This window comes from Phytobacter cepae (assembly GCF_054165735.1).
In genome coordinates, this window is sequence record NZ_CM135107.1 from 4,193,269 (window position 1) to 4,215,084 (window position 21,816).

Here is a 21,816-nt window from a genome sequence, read left to right on the forward strand (position 1 = left end):
TCGTTCTGTCTGCGTCCATCACTCAGGTGGACGACGGACTTTTCCACGTAGCGCTTTAACGGAAGATTTTTGTGACTTTGTCGCCAGACGCCGCTCTTTCGAGGCGCGCGTTGGGCGCGTTGCCTGACGGCTTTTTTGTACCACCGTCAGCTCTTTAATGAGTGCGACCAGCCGGGCAACTGCGGCTTCACGATTCATCTCCTGACTGCGGTACTCCTGGGCTTTGATGATCACCACCCCTTCGGCAGTGATGAGATGATGCGAGGCCCCAAGCAACCGCTCTTTATAAAAATCAGGCAGGCTGGAGGCACGAATATCAAAACGCAGGTGAATCGCCGTCGAGGCTTTGTTCACATGCTGACCGCCTGCGCCCTGGGCACGAACGGCCGTTATTTCCAGCTCGTCATCCGCAATGCTGGCATGACGGGATATCTCAATCATTGGTGATGCTGCCAGGTCGTAAACTGAATTTCCAGATTGTTTTGAGCGTCACTGAGCCAGATAGTTCCGTCCTGAATCGTTGCCTGTAATGTCATCGTCCTCCCGGCCAGCGCGCTCAATTTCGCGAGCTGTTCATCATCGAGATACCAGATGCTCAGATTTTTAAATCCGGCGAGTTTTGTCTGATTCTGCTGCCACCAGATTTGTGCCGCCCTGTCATTATAGGTAAACAGCGCGACGTCCTGAGACTGGCTACAGGCTTTTTTGATTCGCCGCTCATCGGGTAGTCCCAACTCAATCCACAAATCGATACCCAAATGATCGTTTCTCAGCCACGCCTCAGGCTCATCTTCCGCGCTCAACCCACGGGTGAACTGCAACCGCTCATCAGCGAATTTTAACCACGCCAGCAGGCGCAGCATCATACGCTCCTGCGTTTCGGAAGGATGACGAGCAAGCGTCAGGGTGGCATCCAGAAATTGATTACGATCCAAATCAGCCACATTCACTGTCGCTTTATAAATTGTTGCTTTTAATGCCATACCGCCTCCTGAGCAAAACAGCCGCTATTGTAGCGAATAAAGCTATAACGCGCTGTTATCTCTTATGCTTCATACGATTCATCGCTCTGATAATGATTAGCTGGCTGTGGTATAGTCACCTTGCGAAACAGAGCGTATCTTCGTAGGCTTAATGGTATCTCACAGCAAAGCCAGAGCGCTTACAGGAGGACATGTGGGAAATTATTGTGAACTAATACGTAAGCGTTATGCGGAAATTGCCAGCGGAGATTTGGGGTATATACCGGATGCACTGGGATGCGTATTGAACGTTTTGAATGAGATGGCATCGGACGATACCGTTTCAGAGTCGGTCAGGGAAAAGGCGGCATATGCTGCCGCGAACTTACTGGTGAGCGATTATGTCAATGAATGATACCTATCAACCCATCAATTGTGATGACTATGACAACCTGGAACTCGCCTGTCAGCATCATCTCTTACTGACGCTGACGCTGAAAGATGGTGAAGAGTTGCAGGCGAAAGCCAGCGATCTGGTCTCGCGTAAAAACGTGGAGTATCTGCTGGTTGAAACAGCCGGGGCGACGCGTGAACTGCGCCTCGACAAAATCGCCAGCTTCAGTCACCCGGAAATCGGCACCGTTGTGGTGAGTGAATCCTGACGTTCTCCTGCGGGCAGCTGAGACTGCCCGTTACTTTTCCCACTGCAGTTGTAAGCCGTTTTCTCCCGTCTGTACCGCCCCTTCCCGCGTCACAAAATGCCCGGCCGCCGCAATCAGCGTTTCGCCATAAAACAACAATGGCGTCGTGTCGCGAAGCCAGGGCGCTACGCCGAGTTCTTGCCAGATCTTTTTGAGTTTACGCCCACCGTTACGACCCACGATGTGCAATGTGCCACTCGCCTGAAAGCGAATGGTCACGCGCTCTTCCGCCAAGGGGAGACGCACTTCTACGCCCGGAACAAGCGAGAGCGTACCAGACCCCTCCGGCAGCACCAGCGGTGCATACGGAGAAGGCCAGTCGATAACTTTTTCACGCAGAATCGGTAGCCCCTTCACCAGCCATAATCGCCCCTGATAGCGGCGAAGATCGAGACGCCCCAGGCGCAGGCAAGGTTCGGCATCGTCTCTGGCAAGGGCGACCTCGTCCCAGATCCGGGTAAGCATTTCTCGCGACGGCATCGGCGCACGCTGCGATGCCAGCCAGCGGCGTAAGAGAGCACTTCGCCTGACTGCGCTTAACGGCCTTAACGCCGCAATCAGCAGCCCGCCGTCATGGTCCATTGCAGCGGCCAGTTCCTCTGCCAGAAGCTCGTCGAGTAGCTGCTCCTGCTCTCCACATAATGCCGCGCTGCGGGCCACCGCGTCGGCAAAATGCGGCCAGCGGGTAGTGAGCTGCGGTAGAACGTGCAGCCGCAGGAAATTACGATCGTAGCGGTCGTCGGCATTACTTTCGTCGTCAATCCACCGTAAGTCGTGGCGTTGTGCCCAGTTGACCAGTGATGCGCGCGTTACATGCAATAACGGCCTTAACAACTGCGTTGCTGCAAAGGGCATCGCCTCTGGCATACTGGCCAGCCCTGCCGGACCGCTACCGCGCTTTAACGCCAGCAGAAAGGTCTCGGATTGATCGTCAAGATGTTGCGCCGTAAGCAGCACTTCGCCTGGCAAAATTGCATCTTCAAATGCGCTGTAACGCGCTTTTCTTGCCTGCGCCTCAACGCCCTTGCCTTCGTCCACGAGCTGAACTCGACGCACGACCAATGGAACCTGCCAGTGTTCGCATAACCGCTGGCAATGTTCGGCCCAACTATCTGCATGAGGGCTCAGACCATGGTGAATATGAATGGCGCGCAGGCTGATGTCGGGACGTTGTTTGCGCCATAACACCAACCGATGCAACAAGACCGTGGAATCCAGCCCACCGCTAAAGGCCACCAGAAACTGGCGCTGCGAAGCAGGAAGATGAGTCAGTAATGGCAGGGTCATAGCGCTAACCGAAATGAGGTTCATGCCCGGCACGTTACCGGGCATTGCAAGAAGTGGCAAGAGTTACTGCTGGTAGAGCTCCAGCGGTAGATTGTCTGGATCTTTGAAAAAGGTAAACCGTTTACCGGTAAAGGGATCAATGCGAATGGCTTCACAGGGAACATGGTTCGCCTCAAGATGCGCCACCGCCCGATCGATATCTTCCACACTAAATGCCAGATGGCGTAATCCACAGGATTCAGGCCCGCTGGCTCGTGCAGGCGGGAACGGAAATGAAAAGAGCTCAATCACATATTGCCCATTCAGCGCCAGATCACCTTTCCATGAATCACGCTCTTCCCGATAGAATTCACTTTGCAGCGAAAAGCCCAGAATGTCGCAGTAGAATGCTTTGCTCTTTTTGTAGTCTGTCGCAATGATGGCGATATGGTGTACCTGTTTTAAACCCAGCATAGTGCCTCCTGTTATCTTGCAGCACGTTACCTTTGGGAGAGATGACCCGCAAGAGGCTAGGGTTTTTTTAAGACACGTACCCAATACACGCCGTCCTCACCCCGCTTCGCCCCATGGATATCCGTTTCAAAGCCAGGGTAATGGCGGCCTATTGCACAGAGCATCAACAGAAAATCGAGCACCGAGCGACTCTGTTCAGTGATCATTTCCCCTGGCATCAGTAACGGCACACCTGGCGGATAGGGGAGGATCATGTTGGCGGATATGCGTCCGGTGAGTTTTTCCAGTTCAATGGTTTCCACATCACCACGGATCTGTTTCTGCCATGCCTGATGAGGCGTCATCTTCATTTCAGGTAAGACGTCAAAGGCCCTGAGCATAAGCTGAGGAAGATCGTGCTGGCGGATCAGTTTGTGGATCCCCTGCGCCAGATCCTGGATACGCATGTTGCGGTAGAAATCTGGATCTTCAGCATAGAGATCCGGCAGCATATTCTTCACCCGCAGGTTCAAATCATAAGCGCGCTTGAATTCCATCAGGCCGCGTAGCAACCCCATGGCGCGGGTTTTATCGATGCCAATACTGAACAGGAACAACAGATTATAGGGGCCCGTCTTTTCCACCACCACACCGCGTTCGTCGAGAAACTTTGCCACCAGCGCAGCGGGGATCCCCTCTTCGCTCATGTTACCTTGCTCGTCCATGCCGGGCGTCAGGATGGTCACCTTCACCGGATCGAGGAACATATGATCCGCATCAGCATTGCGGAATCCGTGCCACTCCGCGCCGGGCGCAACCGGCCAACAATCCGCCTCATCAATCTCTTCCGGCTGCCAGATATCGAAGAACCAGCTATCAGCTTCATCTTTGAGACGCTGGACCTCCTTGCGAAAATGCAGCGCACGCTCTACCGAGCGGTTAATCAGGCGTTTACCAGGATTCCCCCGCAGCATCGCCGCCGCTGTCTCAATAGAGGCCACCAGCGGGTAGCTGGGCGAGGTGGAGGTGTGCATCATAAAGGCTTCATTGAAGGTGTCTTCGTCATAATCGCCTTTCACATGAATCAGTGAGGCCTGCGATAACGCCGCCAGCATTTTGTGCGTCGACTGGGTCTCAAATATCACCTTGCCCGGCACTCGGTCTCCGCTCATTCCGCTTTTGCCAGCATAGATGGGATGAAAGTTGGTGTACGGCACCCAGGCTGAATCGAAATGAATCGAGGGGACATCCAGCGTCTTTTTAATCCAGTCGGTGTTGTAGAGCAGGCCATCGTAAGTCGAATTGGTGATCACCGCATGGGCAGGCCAGCTCGCTCCCGGCGTTGTCGCGACCTTTTGTTCAATACTGGCGTGGGTAAACTCCTGGCGCGGAATACCGCCCAGAATACCCAGCGCGTTCCGCCCCGGCTTTAGCCAAATCGGCGTGACGTCGCTCATCATCAACAAATGTGCGAGAGATTTGTGGCAGTTACGATCGATGAGCAAAGTACTGCCCACGGGCGCGGCATACATCCCGACAATTTTGTTCGACGTAGAGGTACCATTGGTGACCATATAGCTCTGCTCTGCGCCAAAGGTGCGGGCGATGTACTCTTCCGCCTCCAGATGCGGACCACTGTGATCCAGCAGCGATCCCAGTTCAGTCACCGAGATGGACACGTCCGCCTTGAGCGTATTCCCACCGAAGAAATCGTAAAACAGGCACCCCACCGGGCTTTTGAGGTAAGCCGTACCGCCCATATGCCCGGGCGTGCAGAAGGTATATTTCCCCTCTTTCACATAATTGAACAAGGCTCGGGTGAAAGGCGGGGTAATGTTGTCGAGATATTCACGCGTGTACTGCTCAATACGCGTCGCAATATCCTCTGCCATTCCCAGCGCATACTCAAAGAACCACAGCGCCATTCGCATATCCTGAGCAGTGACGTCCATTGTCGAATGCGTATTAATAAAGGCATACAGCGGCAGATACTCGTTGAGCTGATTAATCTCACTACATAATTCGAGGTCGTATTCATCCCAGTCAAAAATGACGCCGCAAATACGCGGGTTATGCTCAATAAATTTCAGCAGGTCATTACTGTTTTGTGGCCAGATAAGCTGAAAGCCTTGTTTCTCAAGCGCCTGTTCAAGCTCCTTGATGGGCTCGTCTTTGTAGAAAACGCCGTGCGGCCCCATGATGGCAATAATATTCACGCCTACCTCCTTAAAAAACATGCGTTAAGCATAGTTGAGGTAAACCATCGATATAAAAAAAGCCACACCGGAGTGTGGCTTTTCAGAATGATCTTTCGCGCAAATCAGGCGTAACCGTAGCTCATCAGACGCTGGTAACGACGATTACGCAGATCCTCTTTGCTCAGCACATCAAGATCGGCCAGATCGGCGATCAGTTGTGCTTTCAAAGAAGCCGCCATCGCTTCCGCGTTACGATGGGCGCCGCCCAACGGTTCCGGAATAATGGAGTCGATCAGTTTCAGCTCTTTCAGACGCGGGGCAATGATACCCATTGCATCTGCGGCCAGAGGGGCTTTATCTGCGCTCTTCCACAGAATGGAGGCACAGCCTTCCGGAGAGATAACGGAATAGGTGCTGTACTGCAGCATATTCACTTTATCACCCACCCCAATCGCCAGCGCGCCGCCGGAACCGCCTTCGCCAATGACGGTACAAATGACCGGCACGTTCAGGCGAGACATTTCACGCAGGTTACGGGCAATCGCTTCAGACTGACCACGTTCTTCCGCACCGACACCCGGATAAGCACCCGGCGTGTCGATGAAGGTGATAATCGGCATGTTGAAACGATCGGCCATTTCCATCAAGCGCAGCGCTTTACGGTAGCCTTCTGGTGCAGGCATACCAAAATTACGACGAATTTTTTCTTTGGTTTCGCGACCTTTCTGATGACCAATGATCATCACTGGACGGCCGTCAAGGCGAGCAATACCGCCCACGATGGCTTTGTCATCAGCGTAAGCACGATCGCCAGCCAGTTCGTCAAACTCATCAAACGCAAGGCGGACGTAATCCAGGGTGTATGGACGCAGCGGATGGCGTGCCAGCTGGGCTACCTGCCATGCGCCGAGATCGGCGAAGATTTTGCGCGTCAGTTCTACGCTTTTTTCACGCAGACGATGCACTTCTTCGTCAATGTTAATATCCAGTTTTTCATCCTGACGGCTCACCGCGGTCAGAGAATCGATTTTCGCTTCCAGCTCAGCAATCGGCTGTTCGAAATCAAGGAAATTCAGACTCATAGTATTCCTGTATTAGTCAAACTCCAGTTCCACCTGCTCCGAACCAATAAGGCCACGGAGATCGTTTAATAAACGATCGCTCGGAGAGACACGCCACGTCGCGCCAAAACGCAATCGTGCTCGTGCATCCGCCCTCTGATAGTAGAGATGTACTGGAATTGTCCCCGAGCGATGGGGTTCCAGAGACTGACGGAGTCGGGTCAAAAGCTGGTCATCAATTTGCCTGTCCGTCAGCGAGATAGCAAGCCCGCGAGCATATTTTTCACGGGCTTCGTCAATATCCATCACTTCACGGGCCATCATTTTAAGCCCACCGCTGAAGTCATCAAAGCTGACCTGTCCGCTGACGATAAGTATGCGGTCGTTTTCCAGCAAATGCTGGTACTTTTCCAGCGCTTCGGTGAATAGCATCACCTCTAATCGCCCGGAACGGTCATCCAGAGTACAGATGCCGATACGATTGCCGCGTTTGGTGACCATTACCCTTGCAGCAATCACGAGCCCCGCCGCCGTGGTGACCTTGCCACGCTCGGTTGGGTGCATGTCTTTTAGCCTAAGGCCGCCGACATAGCGATCGATTTCTTTCAAATACTGGTTGATGGGGTGACCCGTCAGATAGAGTCCTAAGGTTTCACGCTCACCTTCCAGTACTGTATGTTCCGGCCAGGGCTGACAATTCGCATAAGACTGCTCAATCTGCTCCGGCTCTTCGGCCAGCACGCCAAACATATCTGCCTGGCCAATGGCCTCCGCTTTGGCATGCTGATCGGCCGCTTTCAACGCGTCGCCTAATGAGTTCATTAACGCGGCGCGGTGCGGTCCAAGGCGGTCAAATGCCCCGGACATGATCAGTTTTTCCAGCACCCGGCGGTTCAGTTTTTTGGTGTCGGTGCGGGCACAGAGATCAAACAACTCGCGGAAGTACCCACCTTCGTTACGCGCTTCGATGATCGCTTCGATTGGGCCTTCACCCACGCCCTTAATCGCGCCGATACCATACACGATTTCCCCGTCATCATTGACATGGAAGTGGTACAAACCGGAATTAATGTCCGGCGGCAGGATTTTAAGCCCCATTCGCCAGCATTCATCTACCAGACCCACCACTTTTTCCGTGTTATCCATATCGGCAGTCATGACCGCCGCCATAAACTCAGCGGGAAAGTGGGCTTTGAGCCACAGCGTCTGGTAGGAGACTAAAGCATAGGCAGCAGAGTGCGATTTGTTAAATCCGTAACCGGCGAATTTCTCCACCAGGTCGAAGATTTTTATCGCCAGCTCACCGTCAACGCCGCGGCTCTTCGCCCCTTCTTCGAAGGTGCCACGCTGCTTGGCCATCTCTTCCGGCTTTTTCTTACCCATCGCACGACGCAGCATATCCGCGCCGCCGAGGGTGTAACCGGAGAGTTCCTGAGCAATCTGCATGACCTGTTCCTGATACAGGATAATGCCGTAGGTGGGTTCGAGTACCGGCTTAAGGCATTCATGCTGCCATTGCACGTCCGGATACGAGATCTCTTCACGGCCGTGTTTACGGTCAATAAAGTTATCTACCATCCCGGACTGCAGCGGGCCTGGACGGAACAGGGCCACCAGTGCGATCATGTCTTCGAAGCAGTCTGGCTGCAGACGTTTGATCAAATCTTTCATGCCGCGGGATTCAAGCTGGAAGACCGCCGTGGTCTCCGAGCGTTGCAGCATATCGAAACTTTTCTTATCGTCCAGCGGGATAGCGGCGATATCGATAGGTTCAAGCCCCTGCTTTATCCGCCGTGGGTTGATCATCTTTAACGCCCAGTCGATGATGGTCAATGTACGCAGACCGAGGAAGTCGAACTTCACAAGCCCTGCGTACTCAACATCGTTTTTATCAAACTGGGTTACCGGGTGATGACCCGCTTCATCGCAATAAAGCGGCGCAAAATCGGTAATTTTGGTGGGGGCGATAACAACCCCACCCGCATGCTTGCCGGCGTTACGCGTCACCCCTTCCAGCTTGCGTGCCATATCGATGAGCGCTTTAACTTCTTCGTCAGCCTCATAGATTTCCGGCAGTTGTGGCTCTGCCTCAAAGGCTTTTGCCAGCGTCATGCCCGGATCGGGCGGCACCAGTTTGGAGATACGGTCAACGAAGCCGTACGGGTGCCCCAGCACACGGCCTACGTCGCGGATAACCGCTTTCGCCGCCATCGTACCAAAGGTAATAATTTGCGAAACCGCATCACGCCCGTACATTTCCGATACGTGTTCGATGACCTGATCGCGCTTCTCCATACAGAAGTCAACGTCGAAGTCAGGCATGGAAACACGTTCCGGGTTGAGGAAACGTTCGAACAGCAGATCAAATTCCAGCGGGTCGAGGTCGGTAATTTTCAGCGCGTACGCCACCAGCGAGCCCGCACCAGAACCGCGTCCGGGCCCTACAGGCACACCGTTGTCTTTTGACCACTGGATAAACTCCATAACGATCAGGAAGTAGCCAGGGAACCCCATCTGGTTGATAACCTGAAGCTCAATGTCCAGACGCTCGTCGTACTCCGGGCGCTTCTCAGCGCGAACGGCCGGGTCCGGAAACAGGAACTCCAGACGCTCTTCCAGCCCCTCTTTCGATTTGGCCACCAGGAAGTCTTCGGTAGTCATGTCACCCGTTGGGAACTGCGGCAGGAAGTACTCACCGAGGCGCACGGTGACGTTACAACGCTTGGCGATTTCCACGCTGTTTTGCAGCGCTTCAGGGATGTCGGCAAACAGCTCACACATCTCATCTTCGGTGCGCATGTATTGCTGCGCCGAATAATTACGAGGACGCTTGGGATCGTCGAGGGTAAAGCCGTCATGGATGGCAACACGAATTTCGTGGGCGTCGAAGTCACCGCCGTCAATGAAGCGGACATCGTTGGTCGCAACCACGGGCAGGCCGCGCGCTTCCGCCAGCTCTACCGCAGCATGCAGATAGTTCTCTTCATCCGCACGTCCGGTACGGATCAGTTCCAGATAGTAGCTGTTCGGGAAATGCGTTTCGTAGAAGCTGACGCATTGATCGACCAGGGGGGCGTTGCCACGCAGCAGGCTTCGTCCCACATCGCCCATGCGGCCGCCGGAAAGCAGGATCAGCCCCTCTTTGTGCTCGATAAGCCAGTCGCGGTCAATCCAGGGGCCTGCAGCGCCATATCCACGCTGATAAGCACGCGAGATAAGTAGCGTCAGATTCTGATAACCGTCGTTGTTGGCCGCGAGCACCGTGAGTTGCGTCAGTTCATCGCCAAGCACTTCGCTCTGCACATGAAAATCAGCGCCGACGATGGGTTTCATACCCGCGCCATGGGCTGTTCCATAAAACTTCACCAGACCACACAGGTTAGTAAAATCGGTGATCGCCAGCGCAGGCATGCCGAGCGCGGCCGCCTTTTTTACCAGCGGTCCGGTTTTCGCCAGCCCGTCAATCATGGAATAGTCGCTATGCACCCGCAGGTGTATGAAACGTGGTTCAGCCATTTTCAGATTCCGGTGTTAACTTGTGACAAGAATCAGGACACAAGGCCCAACGCGCGTTTGACCGGGCCAAAACTGCGCCGGTGATGTTCGGTTGCGCCATGTTCAACCAGCTTCTGCAGATGAAAAGCGGTCGGGTAGCCTTTGTGCTGCGCAAAACCATACTGCGGGAAGGTTAAATCCAGAGCTGCCATTTCCGCATCACGCGATACTTTGGCAAGAATAGACGCCGCGCTGATTTCCTGCACCCGGCTGTCTCCCTTTACCACCGCCAGAGACGGCATGGGCAGCGTCGGGCAGCGATTGCCGTCGATAAGCACATATTCAGGCACAATCTGCAAGCCCGCAACGGCACGCTGCATCGCCAGCATAGTGGCATGCAGAATGTTCAGCTCGTCGATTTCACACGGTTCTGCACGGCCAAGACTCCAGGCCAGCGCCTTCTCTTTAATCTCATCAAATAGCGCCAGGCGGCGCTTCTCAGATAATTTTTTGGAGTCATTAAGCCCAATGATGGGACGTGCAGGATCTAAGATGACCGCAGCGGTCACCACGGCGCCCACCAGCGGCCCGCGACCGACTTCATCCACACCCGCAACCAGATGCGTGTGTGGGTACTCAAATTCTATCATTGTGCCAACTCCAGTACGGCTTCAGCGGCCTGTTCATCGGCGTTACAGCGTATTTGCAGATGCAACTCGCGGAAAATGTCATGCATTGCATGGTGCGCCTTGCCATTTGCCAGCAGCGGGAGCAACGCTTCTGCCAGCAACGGGGGCTGACACTCTTCCTGCAGCAGCTCTTTGACCAGTTCACGCCCGGCGAGCAAATTCGGCAAGGAAACGTATTCGGTTTTCACCAGCCGTTTCGCCAGCCAGAAAGTGAACGGTTTCATGCGATAGCCCACCACCATCGGACACTTCGCCAGCATACATTCCAGCGCAGCGGTGCCGGATGCCAGCAGCGCAGCATCACTGGCGATCATCGCTTCCCGCGCCATGCCGTTAAGCATATGGACCTGCAAATCAGGGGCAGTCTCCTGCTTAATACGCTCGAACTGTTCACGCCTTTTGGCATTGACCAACGGCACGACAACATGGAGGTCAGGATAATGCTGACGCAGAATTTGTGCCGTGCGCAGGAAGTCAGCGCTGAGCATTTCGACTTCAGCGCCACGACTGCCCGGCAGTAATGCGAGGCAATGGGCGTCGTGAGGAATGCCTAACGTGTCCCGCGCCGCATTTTTATCCGGGTCCAGTGGCATGGCATCCGCCATGGTGTGGCCGATAAAGCGGCAAGGCACATTAAATTTGTCGTAAAACGCTTTTTCGAAAGGCAGAAATGCCAGAACAAGATTGGTGGATCTGCCTATTTTGAAAACACGTTTCTGTCGCCAGGCCCACACAGACGGGCTGACATAGTGAATGGTTTTGATACCCTGCTTTTTCAAATTCCCTTCAAGGGTGATATTGAAATCAGGTGCATCAATGCCGACAAAGACGTCGGGCTGGAGCGCTGTGAAGCGGCGAGTAAGATCGGCGCGAATATGCAACAAACGACGCAACCGTCCAAGCACCTCGACAATCCCCATGACGGCCAACTCTTCCATTTCATACCAGGCTTCGCACCCTTCAGCCTGCATTAATGGACCCGCGACTCCAACAAAGCGGGCATTGGGTACACGCGCACGTAGCGCACGGATAAGACCGGCACCAAGAATATCGCCGGAGGTTTCTCCGGCGACGAGGGCAATCGTTAACGGGCGATGCTCGACCATTACCGAATCAGGCCACGCGTGGAGCGCTCAAAGAATTCAGTGAAGGCTTTCACTTCCGGATGCTGCTCCGCCAGTTCGGCTATTTCAGGTTTCGCTTCATCAAACGTTTTTCCACTGCGGTAAAGCAGCTTGTACGCGTTACGAATCGCATGAATCGCTTCACGACTAAAGCCGCGGCGCTTCAACCCTTCGATATTCACGCCGAACGGTGTTGCGTGGTTGCCCTGAGCAATCACGTACGGCGGCACGTCCTGAGCGACGCCGGAGCAGCCGCCCACCATAACGTGCGCCCCGATGATGCAGAACTGGTGCACTGCGGTCATCCCGCCGACGATCGCAAAATCATCAACGGAGACATGCCCTGCCAGCGTAGCGTTATTCGCGAGGATGCAGCGATTACCCACTGTACAGTCATGCGCAACGTGCGTATTAACCATCATCAGGTTGTCACTGCCCACCTTCGTTAATCCGCCGCCTTGTACCGTGCCACGGTGAATGGTGACGCTTTCGCGAATGCGGTTGCGATCGCCAATTTCCACACGAGTCGGTTCACCAGCGTATTTCAGGTCCTGGTTAACTTCCCCGATGGAAGCGAACTGATAAATCTCGTTATCACGACCAATTTTGGTGTGGCCGTTTATCACGACATGAGACTTCAGTACGGTGCCTTCGCCAATCTCGACGTTAGCACCAACAATACAAAACGGGCCAATGTGAGCATTAGCACCAATAATGGCACCGTCTTCAACAATGGCAGAAGGATGAATAAAGGCGGTTTTATCAATCACGTATCAGGCCTCCCGGCTACGTGCACACATCATAGTAGCTTCGCAAACAACTTTACCGTCAACCGTTGCAACGCCTTTAAAGCGAGTCAGTCCACGGCGCGTCTTCTCAAAGGTGACTTCCATGATCATTTGATCGCCAGGTACCACCGGGCGCTTAAAGCGCGCTTCATCGATACCTGCGAAATAGTAGAGCTCTCCCGGCTCCAGTTTTCCGACGCTTTTAAACGCCAGAATACCCGTTGCCTGCGCCATCGCTTCCAGAATCAACACGCCTGGGAAGATGGGTTTACCAGGGAAATGTCCCTGAAAAAACGGCTCATTTACGGAGACATTTTTCACTGCGCGCAGAAAACGACCTTCTTCAAAATCCAGCACACGGTCTACCAGCAAAAACGGGTAACGGTGCGGCAGAAGCTCCAGAATCTCTTCAATGTGCAGAGTATGAGTGTCAGTAGTCAAAATACTCTTCCTGTCTAAATATACTAAAAGGCAATAATAACACGGCCCGAGGCAATCATGAGAATGCCTACAGGCCGCGAAGTTTAGGTGTTAATGAGCGAGCTATTCGTCTTCTTTATTGACCTTGCGCTCAACAGCTTTGAGGCGCTTGCTCATATCATCAATGTTCATTACCAGCGCAGCGGTTTTACGCCACACTTTATTTGGTTGCAGCGGGATACCCGAGGAATAGACGCCAGGCTCAGTGATAGGACGCATTACCATCCCCATCCCCGTTACGGTGACCTTGTCGCAAATTTCCATATGCCCATTGATAACGCTGGCACCGCCAATCATACAATAACGGCCAATTTTCAAACTACCCGCCATGATGACGCCGCCCGCAACGGCAGTATTGTCGCCAATCACAACGTTATGTGCAATCTGACACTGGTTATCAATGATAACGCCGTTACCAATACGCGTGTCATCGAGTGCGCCACGATCAATGGTTGTACAGGCGCCAATCTCAACGCGATCGCCAATGATCACCCGACCAAGTTGCGGGATCTTAACCCAATTTCCGCGATCATTCGCATAACCAAAACCATCAGCACCGATCACCGTGCTGGACTGAATCAGGCAATTTTCGCCGATCTCAATCTCGTGGTAAATGGTGACATTGGCCCACAAACGCGAACCTGCACCAATTTTCGTCTTTTTCCCAACGAAGCAACCCGGGCCGATGACCACGTTATCACCCAGGATAACGTCGGATTCGATAACGGCATTAGCACCAATGGAAACGTTGTTACCCAAGCTCGCACTCGCATCGATCACTGCACTCGGTGCAATGTGCTCGGCCGGCTGCGGCGTGGTATCAAGAATTTGGGCCAAACGTGCATAGGTGAGATAAGGGTTTCTCACAATCAAGGCAGCGCTTTTGGCAAAAGGAAGATCGTCCTGCGTCATGACGACAGCAGACGCCTGGCAGTCATTCAGGTTTTCACGGTATTTAGGATTAACCATGAAGGTGATTTGACCTGCTTTAGCAGATTGCATGGACGCAACGCCGGTGATGACGAGATCGCCATCACCGTGTAGTTCTGCATCCAACTGTTGAGCTAAATCAGACAGTCGAATTGAAGGCATTACTTATTTAACCTGTTTCAGTACATCAGCGGTGATGTCTTTAACGTCACTGCTGTTGTAGATAGCAGCGTTAGCCGGGATAACCAGGTCCACGTTCTGATCCGCAGCCACTTTCTTCACTGCAGCCTGAATACGTGTCATCAGCTTGCCACGTTCTTCGTTAGAACGACGAGCCTGATCCTGCTCGAAGGCCTGGCCTTTCTGCGCCAGAGACTGACGTTGTGCCTGGATGTCTTTTTCCAGTTTGGAACGATCTGCCGCTTTCATGGTAGAACCGTCACGCTGATAGCGCTGCATTTTGGTCTGCAGGTCAGTTTCCAGACGCTGCAATTCGCTGGCACGACTACCGAATTCGTTTTTCATTGTCTGAGAAACGCCGGAAGTCTGCGCAACCTGTTGGAACAGGCTGTTCATATCTACCACAGCAATTTTGTCAGCTGCCTGAGCAGAAGATGCCATTGCTAAACCGAAACCTGCAGCTAATAACCACTTTTTCACAATAAACTCCTCACCATCCCAATTGTACCAAGAGGTACCGTTCGTTGGCGGGCGGTGAATATCACCGCCCAACCATCACTACATCATGCATTCCATCGCAGCGGTACGTTACCAGGTTTTACCGATGTTAAACTGGAACTGTTCTGCCTTGTCTCCATCGTACTTTTTAAACGGCTGGGCGTAGGAGAATACCAACGGCCCCAATGGGGACATCCATTGTAATGCGATACCCGCAGACATACGGATATTGCTTGGGTCACTATAGTCCGGAACACCCAGGGCTTTCATATCAGCAGTATCCTGCCAGTTGGTGTCCCACACGGTACCGGCATCCCAGAAGAAGGATGTACGTACCGAGTTTGCATATTTTTCACTGATAAACGGCGTTGGCGTAATGAATTCGAGGCTGGCAACACCCATTGCGTTACCACCGACGGCATCATCAGAACTACAGTATTTCGCCGAGGTCGTATTACAGTTATCCAGGCCGCTTCCACCGTAGTACACCGCTTTCGGACCAATGTTATTGGACTGGAAGCCACGAACAGTGCTTGAACCACCGGCATAGAAGTTCTCATAGAACGGCATCTCTTTGCCGCCTAAACCGTCGCCATAACCCCAACGAGTACGTCCCAGAACAACCCATTTATGGTCTTCATCAATGGGGAAGTAGGACGCCGTGTCTACCGTGACTTTATAGAATTCGTTATCCGAACCAGGGATCGTCACTTTACCGTTCAGGTTGACGCGCGAACCCTTAGTCGGGAAATAACCGCGGTCAAGGTTGTTATATGTCCAACCATAGTTGAAGGTGAAGTCATTGGCATTATAGCCATTGTTATCGCTGGTCGTGCTGGATGTCTGGCCGACAGAATCCAGATAACGCCACATCGCCACTTGCGGTTCCATGTTAGACAGGTCGTTATGGACGTAGCCTAAGCCCAGACGCAGGGTGTTGTATTCGTTAATCGGGAAGCCAAGCGTGCCATCCACACCGTAACTTTTGTTGGTGTAGGAGGACAGGTCTGCATCATCAGCTTTGAAGTCATTGTAGAAGATACGACCGCCGAGACTCACGCCATCAACCGTAAAGTACGGGTTGGTAACGGAGAATTCGGAGTAGGTCTGGTAGTCGTTCTTGGTACCGTTGATACCAACAGAATAACCCGTACCCAACCAGTTATCTTGCTGAACACCGACCTGGAAGCTTACGCCGCTTTCCGTGCCGTAGCCCACACCGAAGTTGAAGCTACCGGTGTTACGCTCCTTCACTTTATAAACGACATCCACCTGATCCGGACGACCTGGCACACGTTGCGTTTCGGAATCAACGGTCTCGAAGTAGCCCAGACGGTTCAGACGCTCTTTGCCCTGATCCACCAGGTCGCTGCCTAACCAGGCACCTTCCATTTGACGCATTTCACGACGCAGCACGGCATCTTTGGAGGTATCGTTGCCTTCAAAGCGAATTTTACGCACGTAGTAGCGGTTGCCCGCATCCACGTTCACATGCAGCTTAACGGTTTTATCCGTGTCGTTGATTTCCGGTTGTGACTGAACGCGCGGGTAGGCATAGCCATAGCGACCCAGAAGCTTTTTAATTTCATCTTCCATTTTGGTCACTTTGGCGCCGTTATACAGCTCGCCCGGCTCAATCTTCGTCAGGCTTTCAATCTCAGCAGAGTGACCCGCGAGGTTGCCAGTAACCTGAACGCCAGAGAGTTTGTACTGATCGCCTTCCGTCACGTTAACGGTGATGTAGATGCCTTTTTTATCCGGCGTCAGGCTCACCTGTGTGGAATCGATATTAAAACGCGCATAGCCACGATCCAGATAGTAACTACGCAGGGATTCGAGATCGCCCGCCAGTTTCTGTTTCTGATATTTACGATCGCCGACCACGTTCCACCAGGGAACTTCATCACGAAGCTGGAAGGTGGAGATCAACTGTTCGGTGCTGAACGCATGGTTCCCGACAATATTGATCTGTTGGATCTGCGCAGAAACGCCTTCCTGGAAGACCAGTTTGAGGTCAACACGGTTGCGCGGCAGTGGAGTAACGACAGCCTTCACGCTGGCACTGTATTTACCCACGCTATAGTAGAAATCTTCCAGCCCTTTTTCGATATCGGCGAGCGTGGTGCGATCGAGTGATTCGCCAACACGTACGCCAGAGGCCTCAAGATTCTGCTTCAGCATGTCATCTTTCACCGCTTTGTTGCCGGAGAAAGTGATGCTCGCGATTGTTGGGCGTTCTTTTACCTGAACAAGAAGGGTATCACCGTCGCGGAGTACGCGAACGTCCTCGAAGTTACCAGTGGCAAACAAGGCACGAATGGTGTTACTGACGTCTTCATCATTCACCGTATCGCCTGGACGGACCGGCATACTGAGGAGGGCCGCACCAACGGCGACACGCTGCAGGCCTTCGAAATGAATGTCCTTCACTACGAACCCGTCAGCACCGTATACGGTGGCGCTGCTAAACAGCAGCGACGCTATGAGCAACTTTTTCATCGCCATCGTTATTATGCGTTCTTCCTAACAAACTCTCTTACAACCGAGAGAAATCATTGAAAAGTGCAAGCCCCATTAACAACACCAGCAAAATCGAGCCAATGCGGTAGCTAAAGTCTTGAACTCGCTCGGATACCGGTTTACCTTTCAGCTTTTCAAGCGCCAAAAACAGCAGATGCCCCCCGTCCAGGACAGGAAGTGGAAACAGGTTGATAATCCCGAGGTTCACGCTGATTAAGGCGAGGAACATCAGGTAGTAAATCACCCCGAACTCTGCTGACATCCCAGCCCCCTGAGCGATCGAAATCGGCCCACTGAGGTTGTTCAGTTTTACGTCACCGGTTATCAATTTCCCCAACATACTGACCGTCAACTTCATTAACTGCCATGTCTTGTCCGTGGCCTCGACAATGGCGCTGAACGGCCCGTACTGGCGTACTGTCTTGTATTCATCTGGCAGCGGAATGATTTTTGGCACAACACCCGCAAACCCTTCTGCCTTGCTACCCGGCTTTGTATCCGGTATCAGCGTTAAAGACAAGGAACTCCCATGCCTTTCGATGTCCAGCGCTAGCGGTGTGCCCGGATTATCTCTCACCAGAGTGACAAACGTCATCCACTGCGTTAATTGCTGACCATCGACTTTAACGATCCTGTCGCCAGCTTGCAAACCTGCTTTACTTGCAGCAGAACCTGATTGTATTTCAGCAAGCACCGGTTCGATCTGCGGACCACGAGGACGAATCCCCAATGAGGCGACAGGATCCTCTCTGTCAGGCTCAAAGTGCCACTGGCCTAAATCAAGAACCTTATCCTGACGGCCTTCGCTACCGAACGGTGCCACACTGAGCGTAGTCTGTTTATCACCGATTTTTGACACCAGCTGTAAACGTACTGCATCCCAATCAGGCGTTTCGATACCATCAATTGCTTTAAGTTCCGTTCCGGGCGTAATTTGAGCATGCGCAGCGATGGAATCGGGTGTTATTTCACCAATAACCGGACGAACGCCAGGGACGCCGATGATAAACACCAGCCAATAAGCGAAAATAGCAAACAGGAAATTGGCAATCGGGCCGGCAGCAATAACCGCTGCACGCTGGCCGACCGTCTTATTATTGAAAGCATGGTGGCGCATCTCCGGCGTTACCGGTTCAACGCGCTCATCCAACATTTTGACGTAGCCGCCGAGGGGAATGAGGGCGACAACAAACTCAGTGCCCTGCTTATCGTAACGACGCCAGAGCGCTTTACCAAAACCAATAGAAAAGCGTTCAACCCGGACGCCGCAACGGCGAGCAACCCAGAAATGGCCAAATTCGTGCACAGTAATGAGCACACCAAGCGCAACAATAAACGCCGCCAGATTCCAGAGAATGCTCAGCATAAAACCTTCCGTCAAATCGTCCTGAAAACCAGCAATAACAGGCAAGCAAAAACAGGTACTGCTGCCGTAAGGCTGTCGATGCGATCCAGTATACCGCCATGACCCGGAATTAGATGACCACTATCTTTAATTCCCGCTTCACGCTTGAACATACTTTCCGTTAAATCGCCCAGCACTGATGCCAGTGCTGCAACAACGGAACAAATGAATAAGGTTGAGGAGGCAACCTCAAGGTTCGCCCACGCACCGTATACCCAGGAGATTATCGCGGCAGTAAACAAACCACCTATAAATCCTTGCCAGGTTTTACCCGGTGAAACCTTCGGTGCAAGCTTATGTTTACCGAAGAGTTTACCAAACATGTAAGCGCCAGAGTCCGCACCCCAGACCAGAATCATAACGTATAACAACCACAACGCACCGCTGTAGTGGTTTTCATCATAGTGCCAGGCGCGTAATGCCAGCATGCCCCAGAAAAAGGGAATAATCGTCAGGATGCCGAAAATCAGACGCAGAATTTTCGAATGTCGCCAGACTCCCGCTGATGCCGGATAACCTAACACCAGCAGCAGCGCGACAACCCACCAGCCCAATGATGCCCAAAGAGAGAGCTCAACAACGGGCTGATGAATATTATGATGGTACTCTGGAATAGCTAACAACATGGCAGCCAGTACAAAGCCGCATAACACTGCGAGCCAGACGCGTTGTGTACGGGAGGTGAAACCGCTCAGTTGCCCCCATTCCCATGCAGCCAGCATACAAACGACCAATGTCACAATCGCAAAACCCATCGGCGGCAGCAAAAACAGCGCTGCGATGACAACAGGAATCAATACAAACGCGGAAATCAGGCGATACTTCAGCAAAAGCTACCCCCATCAGGCATTGTCGCTGCCGGGCTCGGTGCCGCCGAAGCGACGCTCTCTATTGGCAAAGGCATGCAGCGCACCTTCAAAGTCTTGTTCATCGAAATCGGGCCAAAGAACATCTGTAAAGTAAAGTTCGGCGTAAGCAATTTGCCAAAGTAAAAAGTTACTTATGCGATGTTCCCCACCAGTCCTAATCACTAAATCTACGGGAGCCAGTTCATGCATGCAGATTTGCTGACTCAGCGCCTCTTCATCAATTTGGTCAGGGTGCAACAGCCCTTCCTGAACCTGAACGGCCAATTGCCGTACTCCCTGTACGATATCCCAGCGTCCGCCGTAATTCGCCGCGATATTTAGCGTCAGCCCGGTATTCTGAGCCGTTAACGCCTCCGCTTTACGAATGCGCTCCTGCAAACGCGTATTGAAACGACTTGTGTCACCGATAATCCGTAAACGCACGTTGTGACGGTGCAGGCTTTTAACTTCGCTATCTAATGCCCACACAAACAGTTCCATCAACGCGGTCACTTCTTGCGGCGGACGATTCCAGTTCTCGCTACTAAACGCATACAGCGTCAGCGCATCGATTCCACTGTTTGCGGCGAAAGAGACCGCACGGCGAACCGATTTCGCGCCCGCTCGGTGCCCAAAGGCACGGATTTTCCCTTGTCTCTTCGCCCAGCGACCATTGCCGTCCATGATTATTGCAACATGACGGCAGCCATGCGCAGGCAAATTTTCGCTTATTGGTTGATTAGCAGACAACATAACGCGTTTTAGTCCCTGAAAAGGATTTAGCGGTACTCAGGAATACAAAAGCCCTTACGCAAAAAAGCCGTGTTAACCACGGCTTCACCTCAGAGCCAGAGATGAATCTGGCAATCGGGTGCGCAGACTATATCACTGAAGCCTAACGCTAACAAATAGCATGACTGAGAGTGGCTGGATTATCACCAGCTTGCGAGGCGCATCACTTGTTTTTGTGCGACTTCACGAGCCATACGATCTATGGCCAAAACATCGTCAATACTTTGCGGTTCACACAACGTCATCTGTTCAAGCACAGATAAATTAAGGGCAGCGATATCCGTAAAGCGAATTGTCGATGCCAGGAATGCTGCCACTGTCACCTCGTTCGCTGCATTCAGCGCCGTCGTTGCGGCCTGCCCCTCAGCAAAAGCATCAATCGCCAGCTTCAGACAGGGGTAACGTTCGTAATCGGGCGCGGCAAAACTCAGGGCGCTGAGCTTACAGAAATCGAGGGTGTTCACACCTGAAGGCACACGACCCGGCCATGCCATCGTGTGTGCGATTGGTGTGCGCATATCCGGTTCACCCAGTTGTGCCAACACGCTGCCGTCCTGATAACGCACCATGGAGTGGATCACCGATTGCGGATGGATCAACACTTCCATCTGGCGAGCAGAGGCATTAAACAACCAGCGCGCTTCAATGTATTCCAGACCTTTGTTCATCATGGTGGCTGAATCAACGGAGATTTTTCGTCCCATTGACCAGTTCGGATGGCGGCAAGCCTGATCCGGCGTCATTGCGGCCAGTTCAGACAAAGGCGTCTCTCGAAATGGGCCACCTGACCCGGTAAGCAAAATCGACATTACGCCGTTCTGCTTTAAATCAGCGTACCCCAGGTTGTGTTGAATTGTTTCCGGCAAACTCTGAAAAATAGCGTTATGTTCGCTATCTACCGGAAGAAGCTGCGCCCCACTCGCCTGCACCGCCTCCATAAAAAGACGACCACAGGTCACCAGAGATTCTTTATTGGCGAGCAGTACGGTTTTGCCGGCACGAATGGCAGCAAGGGTCGGTACCAGACCGGCAGCCCCCACAATCGCCGCCATGACCTGATCAACATCATCAAGCGCAGCCATTTCGCAGGCAGCCTGTTGACCGCTCATCACTTCTGTACCGCTATTGTGCTGCTGCAATGTGGTACGCAATTCGCGCGCGCTGGCTTCATCATCCATCACGGCGAAACGCGGCCTGAACTCCAGGCACTGTTCAACCATACGAGCAACATTTTTACCAGCAACGAGAGCCGTGACGGAAAAACGGTCGGGATTGTGGCGAACCACATCGAGCGTGCTGCAACCAATAGAACCTGTTGAGCCCAGAAGGGTTATATGCTTCATGAAACGCTCACACTATTGCGCGGATAAAAAGCAAAACGCCGTCAGCAAAGCCGCATGGCAGCTCTCTGTACGGCGTTTTAATG

Annotated in this window: 20 protein-coding genes; 2 read left to right on the forward strand and 18 right to left on the reverse strand. The window is 52.9% G+C overall.

Annotated elements, in window-relative coordinates; all coding sequences use genetic code 11:
• Positions 1–18 precede the first annotated feature (18 nt).
• Both arfB and ACUY4Q_RS19750 read right to left on the reverse strand, forming a co-directional pair.
• Entirely contained in the window at positions 19–441 is a 423-nt protein-coding gene (gene arfB, locus ACUY4Q_RS19745; RefSeq protein WP_458044387.1) for an alternative ribosome rescue aminoacyl-tRNA hydrolase ArfB, read from the reverse strand.
• Complete coding sequence (locus ACUY4Q_RS19750) at positions 438–983, reverse strand: YaeQ family protein (protein ID WP_458044388.1); 546 nt, start codon at positions 981–983, stop codon at positions 438–440. Before ACUY4Q_RS19750 ends, arfB begins: the two co-directional genes overlap by 4 nt.
• A 193-nt stretch (positions 984–1,176) precedes the next feature.
• On the opposite strand from ACUY4Q_RS19750, the gene ACUY4Q_RS19755 reads away from it, so the two are divergent.
• Together ACUY4Q_RS19755 and rof are read left to right on the forward strand one after the other, a co-directional pair.
• Positions 1,177–1,377 (forward strand): YaeP family protein, encoded by a 201-nt coding sequence (locus tag ACUY4Q_RS19755; RefSeq protein WP_458044389.1) that lies wholly within the window; start codon positions 1,177–1,179, stop codon positions 1,375–1,377.
• Positions 1,364–1,624 carry a Rho-binding antiterminator gene (gene rof, locus ACUY4Q_RS19760; protein WP_458044390.1) on the forward strand — a complete coding sequence of 87 codons (261 nt, stop codon included), beginning with the start codon at positions 1,364–1,366 and terminating at the stop codon, positions 1,622–1,624. The genes ACUY4Q_RS19755 and rof overlap by 14 nt, the downstream gene beginning before the upstream one ends.
• Positions 1,625–1,654: 30 nt before the next feature.
• On the opposite strand, the gene tilS is transcribed toward rof, so the two are convergent.
• From tilS to ispC, 16 genes are all read right to left on the reverse strand, one after another.
• Positions 1,655–2,950, reverse strand: a complete 1,296-nt coding sequence (gene tilS / locus ACUY4Q_RS19765; protein WP_458047397.1) for a tRNA lysidine(34) synthetase TilS — start codon at positions 2,948–2,950, stop codon at positions 1,655–1,657.
• A 63-nt stretch (positions 2,951–3,013) separates the two neighbouring features.
• Positions 3,014–3,403, reverse strand: coding sequence for a VOC family protein (locus ACUY4Q_RS19770; protein WP_458044391.1), 390 nt, complete (start codon positions 3,401–3,403; stop codon positions 3,014–3,016).
• 56 nt (positions 3,404–3,459) lie between these two features.
• On the reverse strand, positions 3,460–5,598 hold the full coding sequence (locus ACUY4Q_RS19775; protein WP_458044392.1) for a lysine decarboxylase LdcC: 2,139 nt from the start codon (positions 5,596–5,598) through the stop codon (positions 3,460–3,462).
• Between the two features lie 104 nt (positions 5,599–5,702).
• The gene (gene accA, locus ACUY4Q_RS19780) at positions 5,703–6,662 is read right to left on the reverse strand and encodes an acetyl-CoA carboxylase carboxyl transferase subunit alpha (protein ID WP_437433345.1); all 960 of its coding nucleotides are present in this window, start codon (positions 6,660–6,662) and stop codon (positions 5,703–5,705) included.
• A 12-nt stretch (positions 6,663–6,674) separates the two neighbouring features.
• A complete protein-coding gene (gene dnaE / locus ACUY4Q_RS19785) occupies positions 6,675–10,157 on the reverse strand; it encodes a DNA polymerase III subunit alpha (RefSeq protein ID WP_458044393.1) in 3,483 nt (1,160 codons plus the stop codon).
• Between the two features lie 32 nt (positions 10,158–10,189).
• Entirely contained in the window at positions 10,190–10,786 is a 597-nt protein-coding gene (rnhB, locus tag ACUY4Q_RS19790; RefSeq protein ID WP_458044394.1) for a ribonuclease HII, read from the reverse strand.
• The gene (gene lpxB, locus ACUY4Q_RS19795) at positions 10,783–11,931 is read right to left on the reverse strand and encodes a lipid-A-disaccharide synthase (RefSeq protein ID WP_458044395.1); all 1,149 of its coding nucleotides are present in this window, start codon (positions 11,929–11,931) and stop codon (positions 10,783–10,785) included. The genes rnhB and lpxB overlap by 4 nt, the downstream gene beginning before the upstream one ends.
• Positions 11,931–12,719, reverse strand: coding sequence for an acyl-ACP--UDP-N-acetylglucosamine O-acyltransferase (gene lpxA, locus ACUY4Q_RS19800; RefSeq protein ID WP_458044396.1), 789 nt, complete (start codon positions 12,717–12,719; stop codon positions 11,931–11,933). Before lpxA ends, lpxB begins: the two co-directional genes overlap by 1 nt.
• A gap of 3 nt (positions 12,720–12,722) precedes the next feature.
• Complete coding sequence (gene fabZ, locus ACUY4Q_RS19805; protein WP_006173598.1) at positions 12,723–13,178, reverse strand: 3-hydroxyacyl-ACP dehydratase FabZ; 456 nt, start codon at positions 13,176–13,178, stop codon at positions 12,723–12,725.
• A gap of 102 nt (positions 13,179–13,280) precedes the next feature.
• Positions 13,281–14,309, reverse strand: coding sequence for a UDP-3-O-(3-hydroxymyristoyl)glucosamine N-acyltransferase (gene lpxD / locus ACUY4Q_RS19810; RefSeq protein WP_458044397.1), 1,029 nt, complete (start codon positions 14,307–14,309; stop codon positions 13,281–13,283).
• Positions 14,310–14,312: 3 nt separating this feature from the next.
• Complete coding sequence (gene skp / locus ACUY4Q_RS19815; RefSeq protein ID WP_458044398.1) at positions 14,313–14,807, reverse strand: molecular chaperone Skp; 495 nt, start codon at positions 14,805–14,807, stop codon at positions 14,313–14,315.
• A gap of 108 nt (positions 14,808–14,915) precedes the next feature.
• Positions 14,916–17,330 (reverse strand): outer membrane protein assembly factor BamA, encoded by a 2,415-nt coding sequence (gene bamA / locus ACUY4Q_RS19820; RefSeq protein WP_458044399.1) that lies wholly within the window; start codon positions 17,328–17,330, stop codon positions 14,916–14,918.
• A gap of 31 nt (positions 17,331–17,361) precedes the next feature.
• Entirely contained in the window at positions 17,362–18,711 is a 1,350-nt protein-coding gene (gene rseP / locus ACUY4Q_RS19825; RefSeq protein WP_458044400.1) for a sigma E protease regulator RseP, read from the reverse strand.
• Between the two features lie 11 nt (positions 18,712–18,722).
• On the reverse strand, positions 18,723–19,580 hold the full coding sequence (cdsA, locus tag ACUY4Q_RS19830; protein WP_458044401.1) for a phosphatidate cytidylyltransferase: 858 nt from the start codon (positions 19,578–19,580) through the stop codon (positions 18,723–18,725).
• Between the two features lie 12 nt (positions 19,581–19,592).
• A complete protein-coding gene (ispU, locus tag ACUY4Q_RS19835) occupies positions 19,593–20,351 on the reverse strand; it encodes a (2E,6E)-farnesyl-diphosphate-specific ditrans,polycis-undecaprenyl-diphosphate synthase (protein WP_458044402.1) in 759 nt (252 codons plus the stop codon).
• 182 nt (positions 20,352–20,533) lie between these two features.
• A complete protein-coding gene (gene ispC, locus ACUY4Q_RS19840; RefSeq protein WP_458044403.1) occupies positions 20,534–21,733 on the reverse strand; it encodes a 1-deoxy-D-xylulose-5-phosphate reductoisomerase in 1,200 nt (399 codons plus the stop codon).
• Between the last annotated feature and the right edge of the window lie 83 nt (positions 21,734–21,816).

Coding starts and splice junctions, on each gene's coding strand:
- bamA (WP_458044399.1), bottom strand. CDS start 17,330: ATGGCGATGAAAAAGTTGCTCATAGCGTCGCTGCTGTTTAGCAGCGCC.
- rnhB (WP_458044394.1), bottom strand. CDS start 10,786: ATGATAGAATTTGAGTACCCACACACGCATCTGGTTGCGGGTGTGGAT.
- ispC (WP_458044403.1), bottom strand. CDS start 21,733: ATGAAGCATATAACCCTTCTGGGCTCAACAGGTTCTATTGGTTGCAGC.
- accA (WP_437433345.1), bottom strand. CDS start 6,662: ATGAGTCTGAATTTCCTTGATTTCGAACAGCCGATTGCTGAGCTGGAA.
- lpxD (WP_458044397.1), bottom strand. CDS start 14,309: ATGCCTTCAATTCGACTGTCTGATTTAGCTCAACAGTTGGATGCAGAA.
- rseP (WP_458044400.1), bottom strand. CDS start 18,711: ATGCTGAGCATTCTCTGGAATCTGGCGGCGTTTATTGTTGCGCTTGGT.
- rof (WP_458044390.1), top strand. CDS start 1,364: ATGTCAATGAATGATACCTATCAACCCATCAATTGTGATGACTATGAC.
- ACUY4Q_RS19770 (WP_458044391.1), bottom strand. CDS start 3,403: ATGCTGGGTTTAAAACAGGTACACCATATCGCCATCATTGCGACAGAC.
- lpxB (WP_458044395.1), bottom strand. CDS start 11,931: ATGGTCGAGCATCGCCCGTTAACGATTGCCCTCGTCGCCGGAGAAACC.
- arfB (WP_458044387.1), bottom strand. CDS start 441: ATGATTGAGATATCCCGTCATGCCAGCATTGCGGATGACGAGCTGGAA.
- tilS (WP_458047397.1), bottom strand. CDS start 2,950: ATGACCCTGCCATTACTGACTCATCTTCCTGCTTCGCAGCGCCAGTTT.
- dnaE (WP_458044393.1), bottom strand. CDS start 10,157: ATGGCTGAACCACGTTTCATACACCTGCGGGTGCATAGCGACTATTCC.
- ACUY4Q_RS19750 (WP_458044388.1), bottom strand. CDS start 983: ATGGCATTAAAAGCAACAATTTATAAAGCGACAGTGAATGTGGCTGAT.
- ispU (WP_458044402.1), bottom strand. CDS start 20,351: ATGTTGTCTGCTAATCAACCAATAAGCGAAAATTTGCCTGCGCATGGC.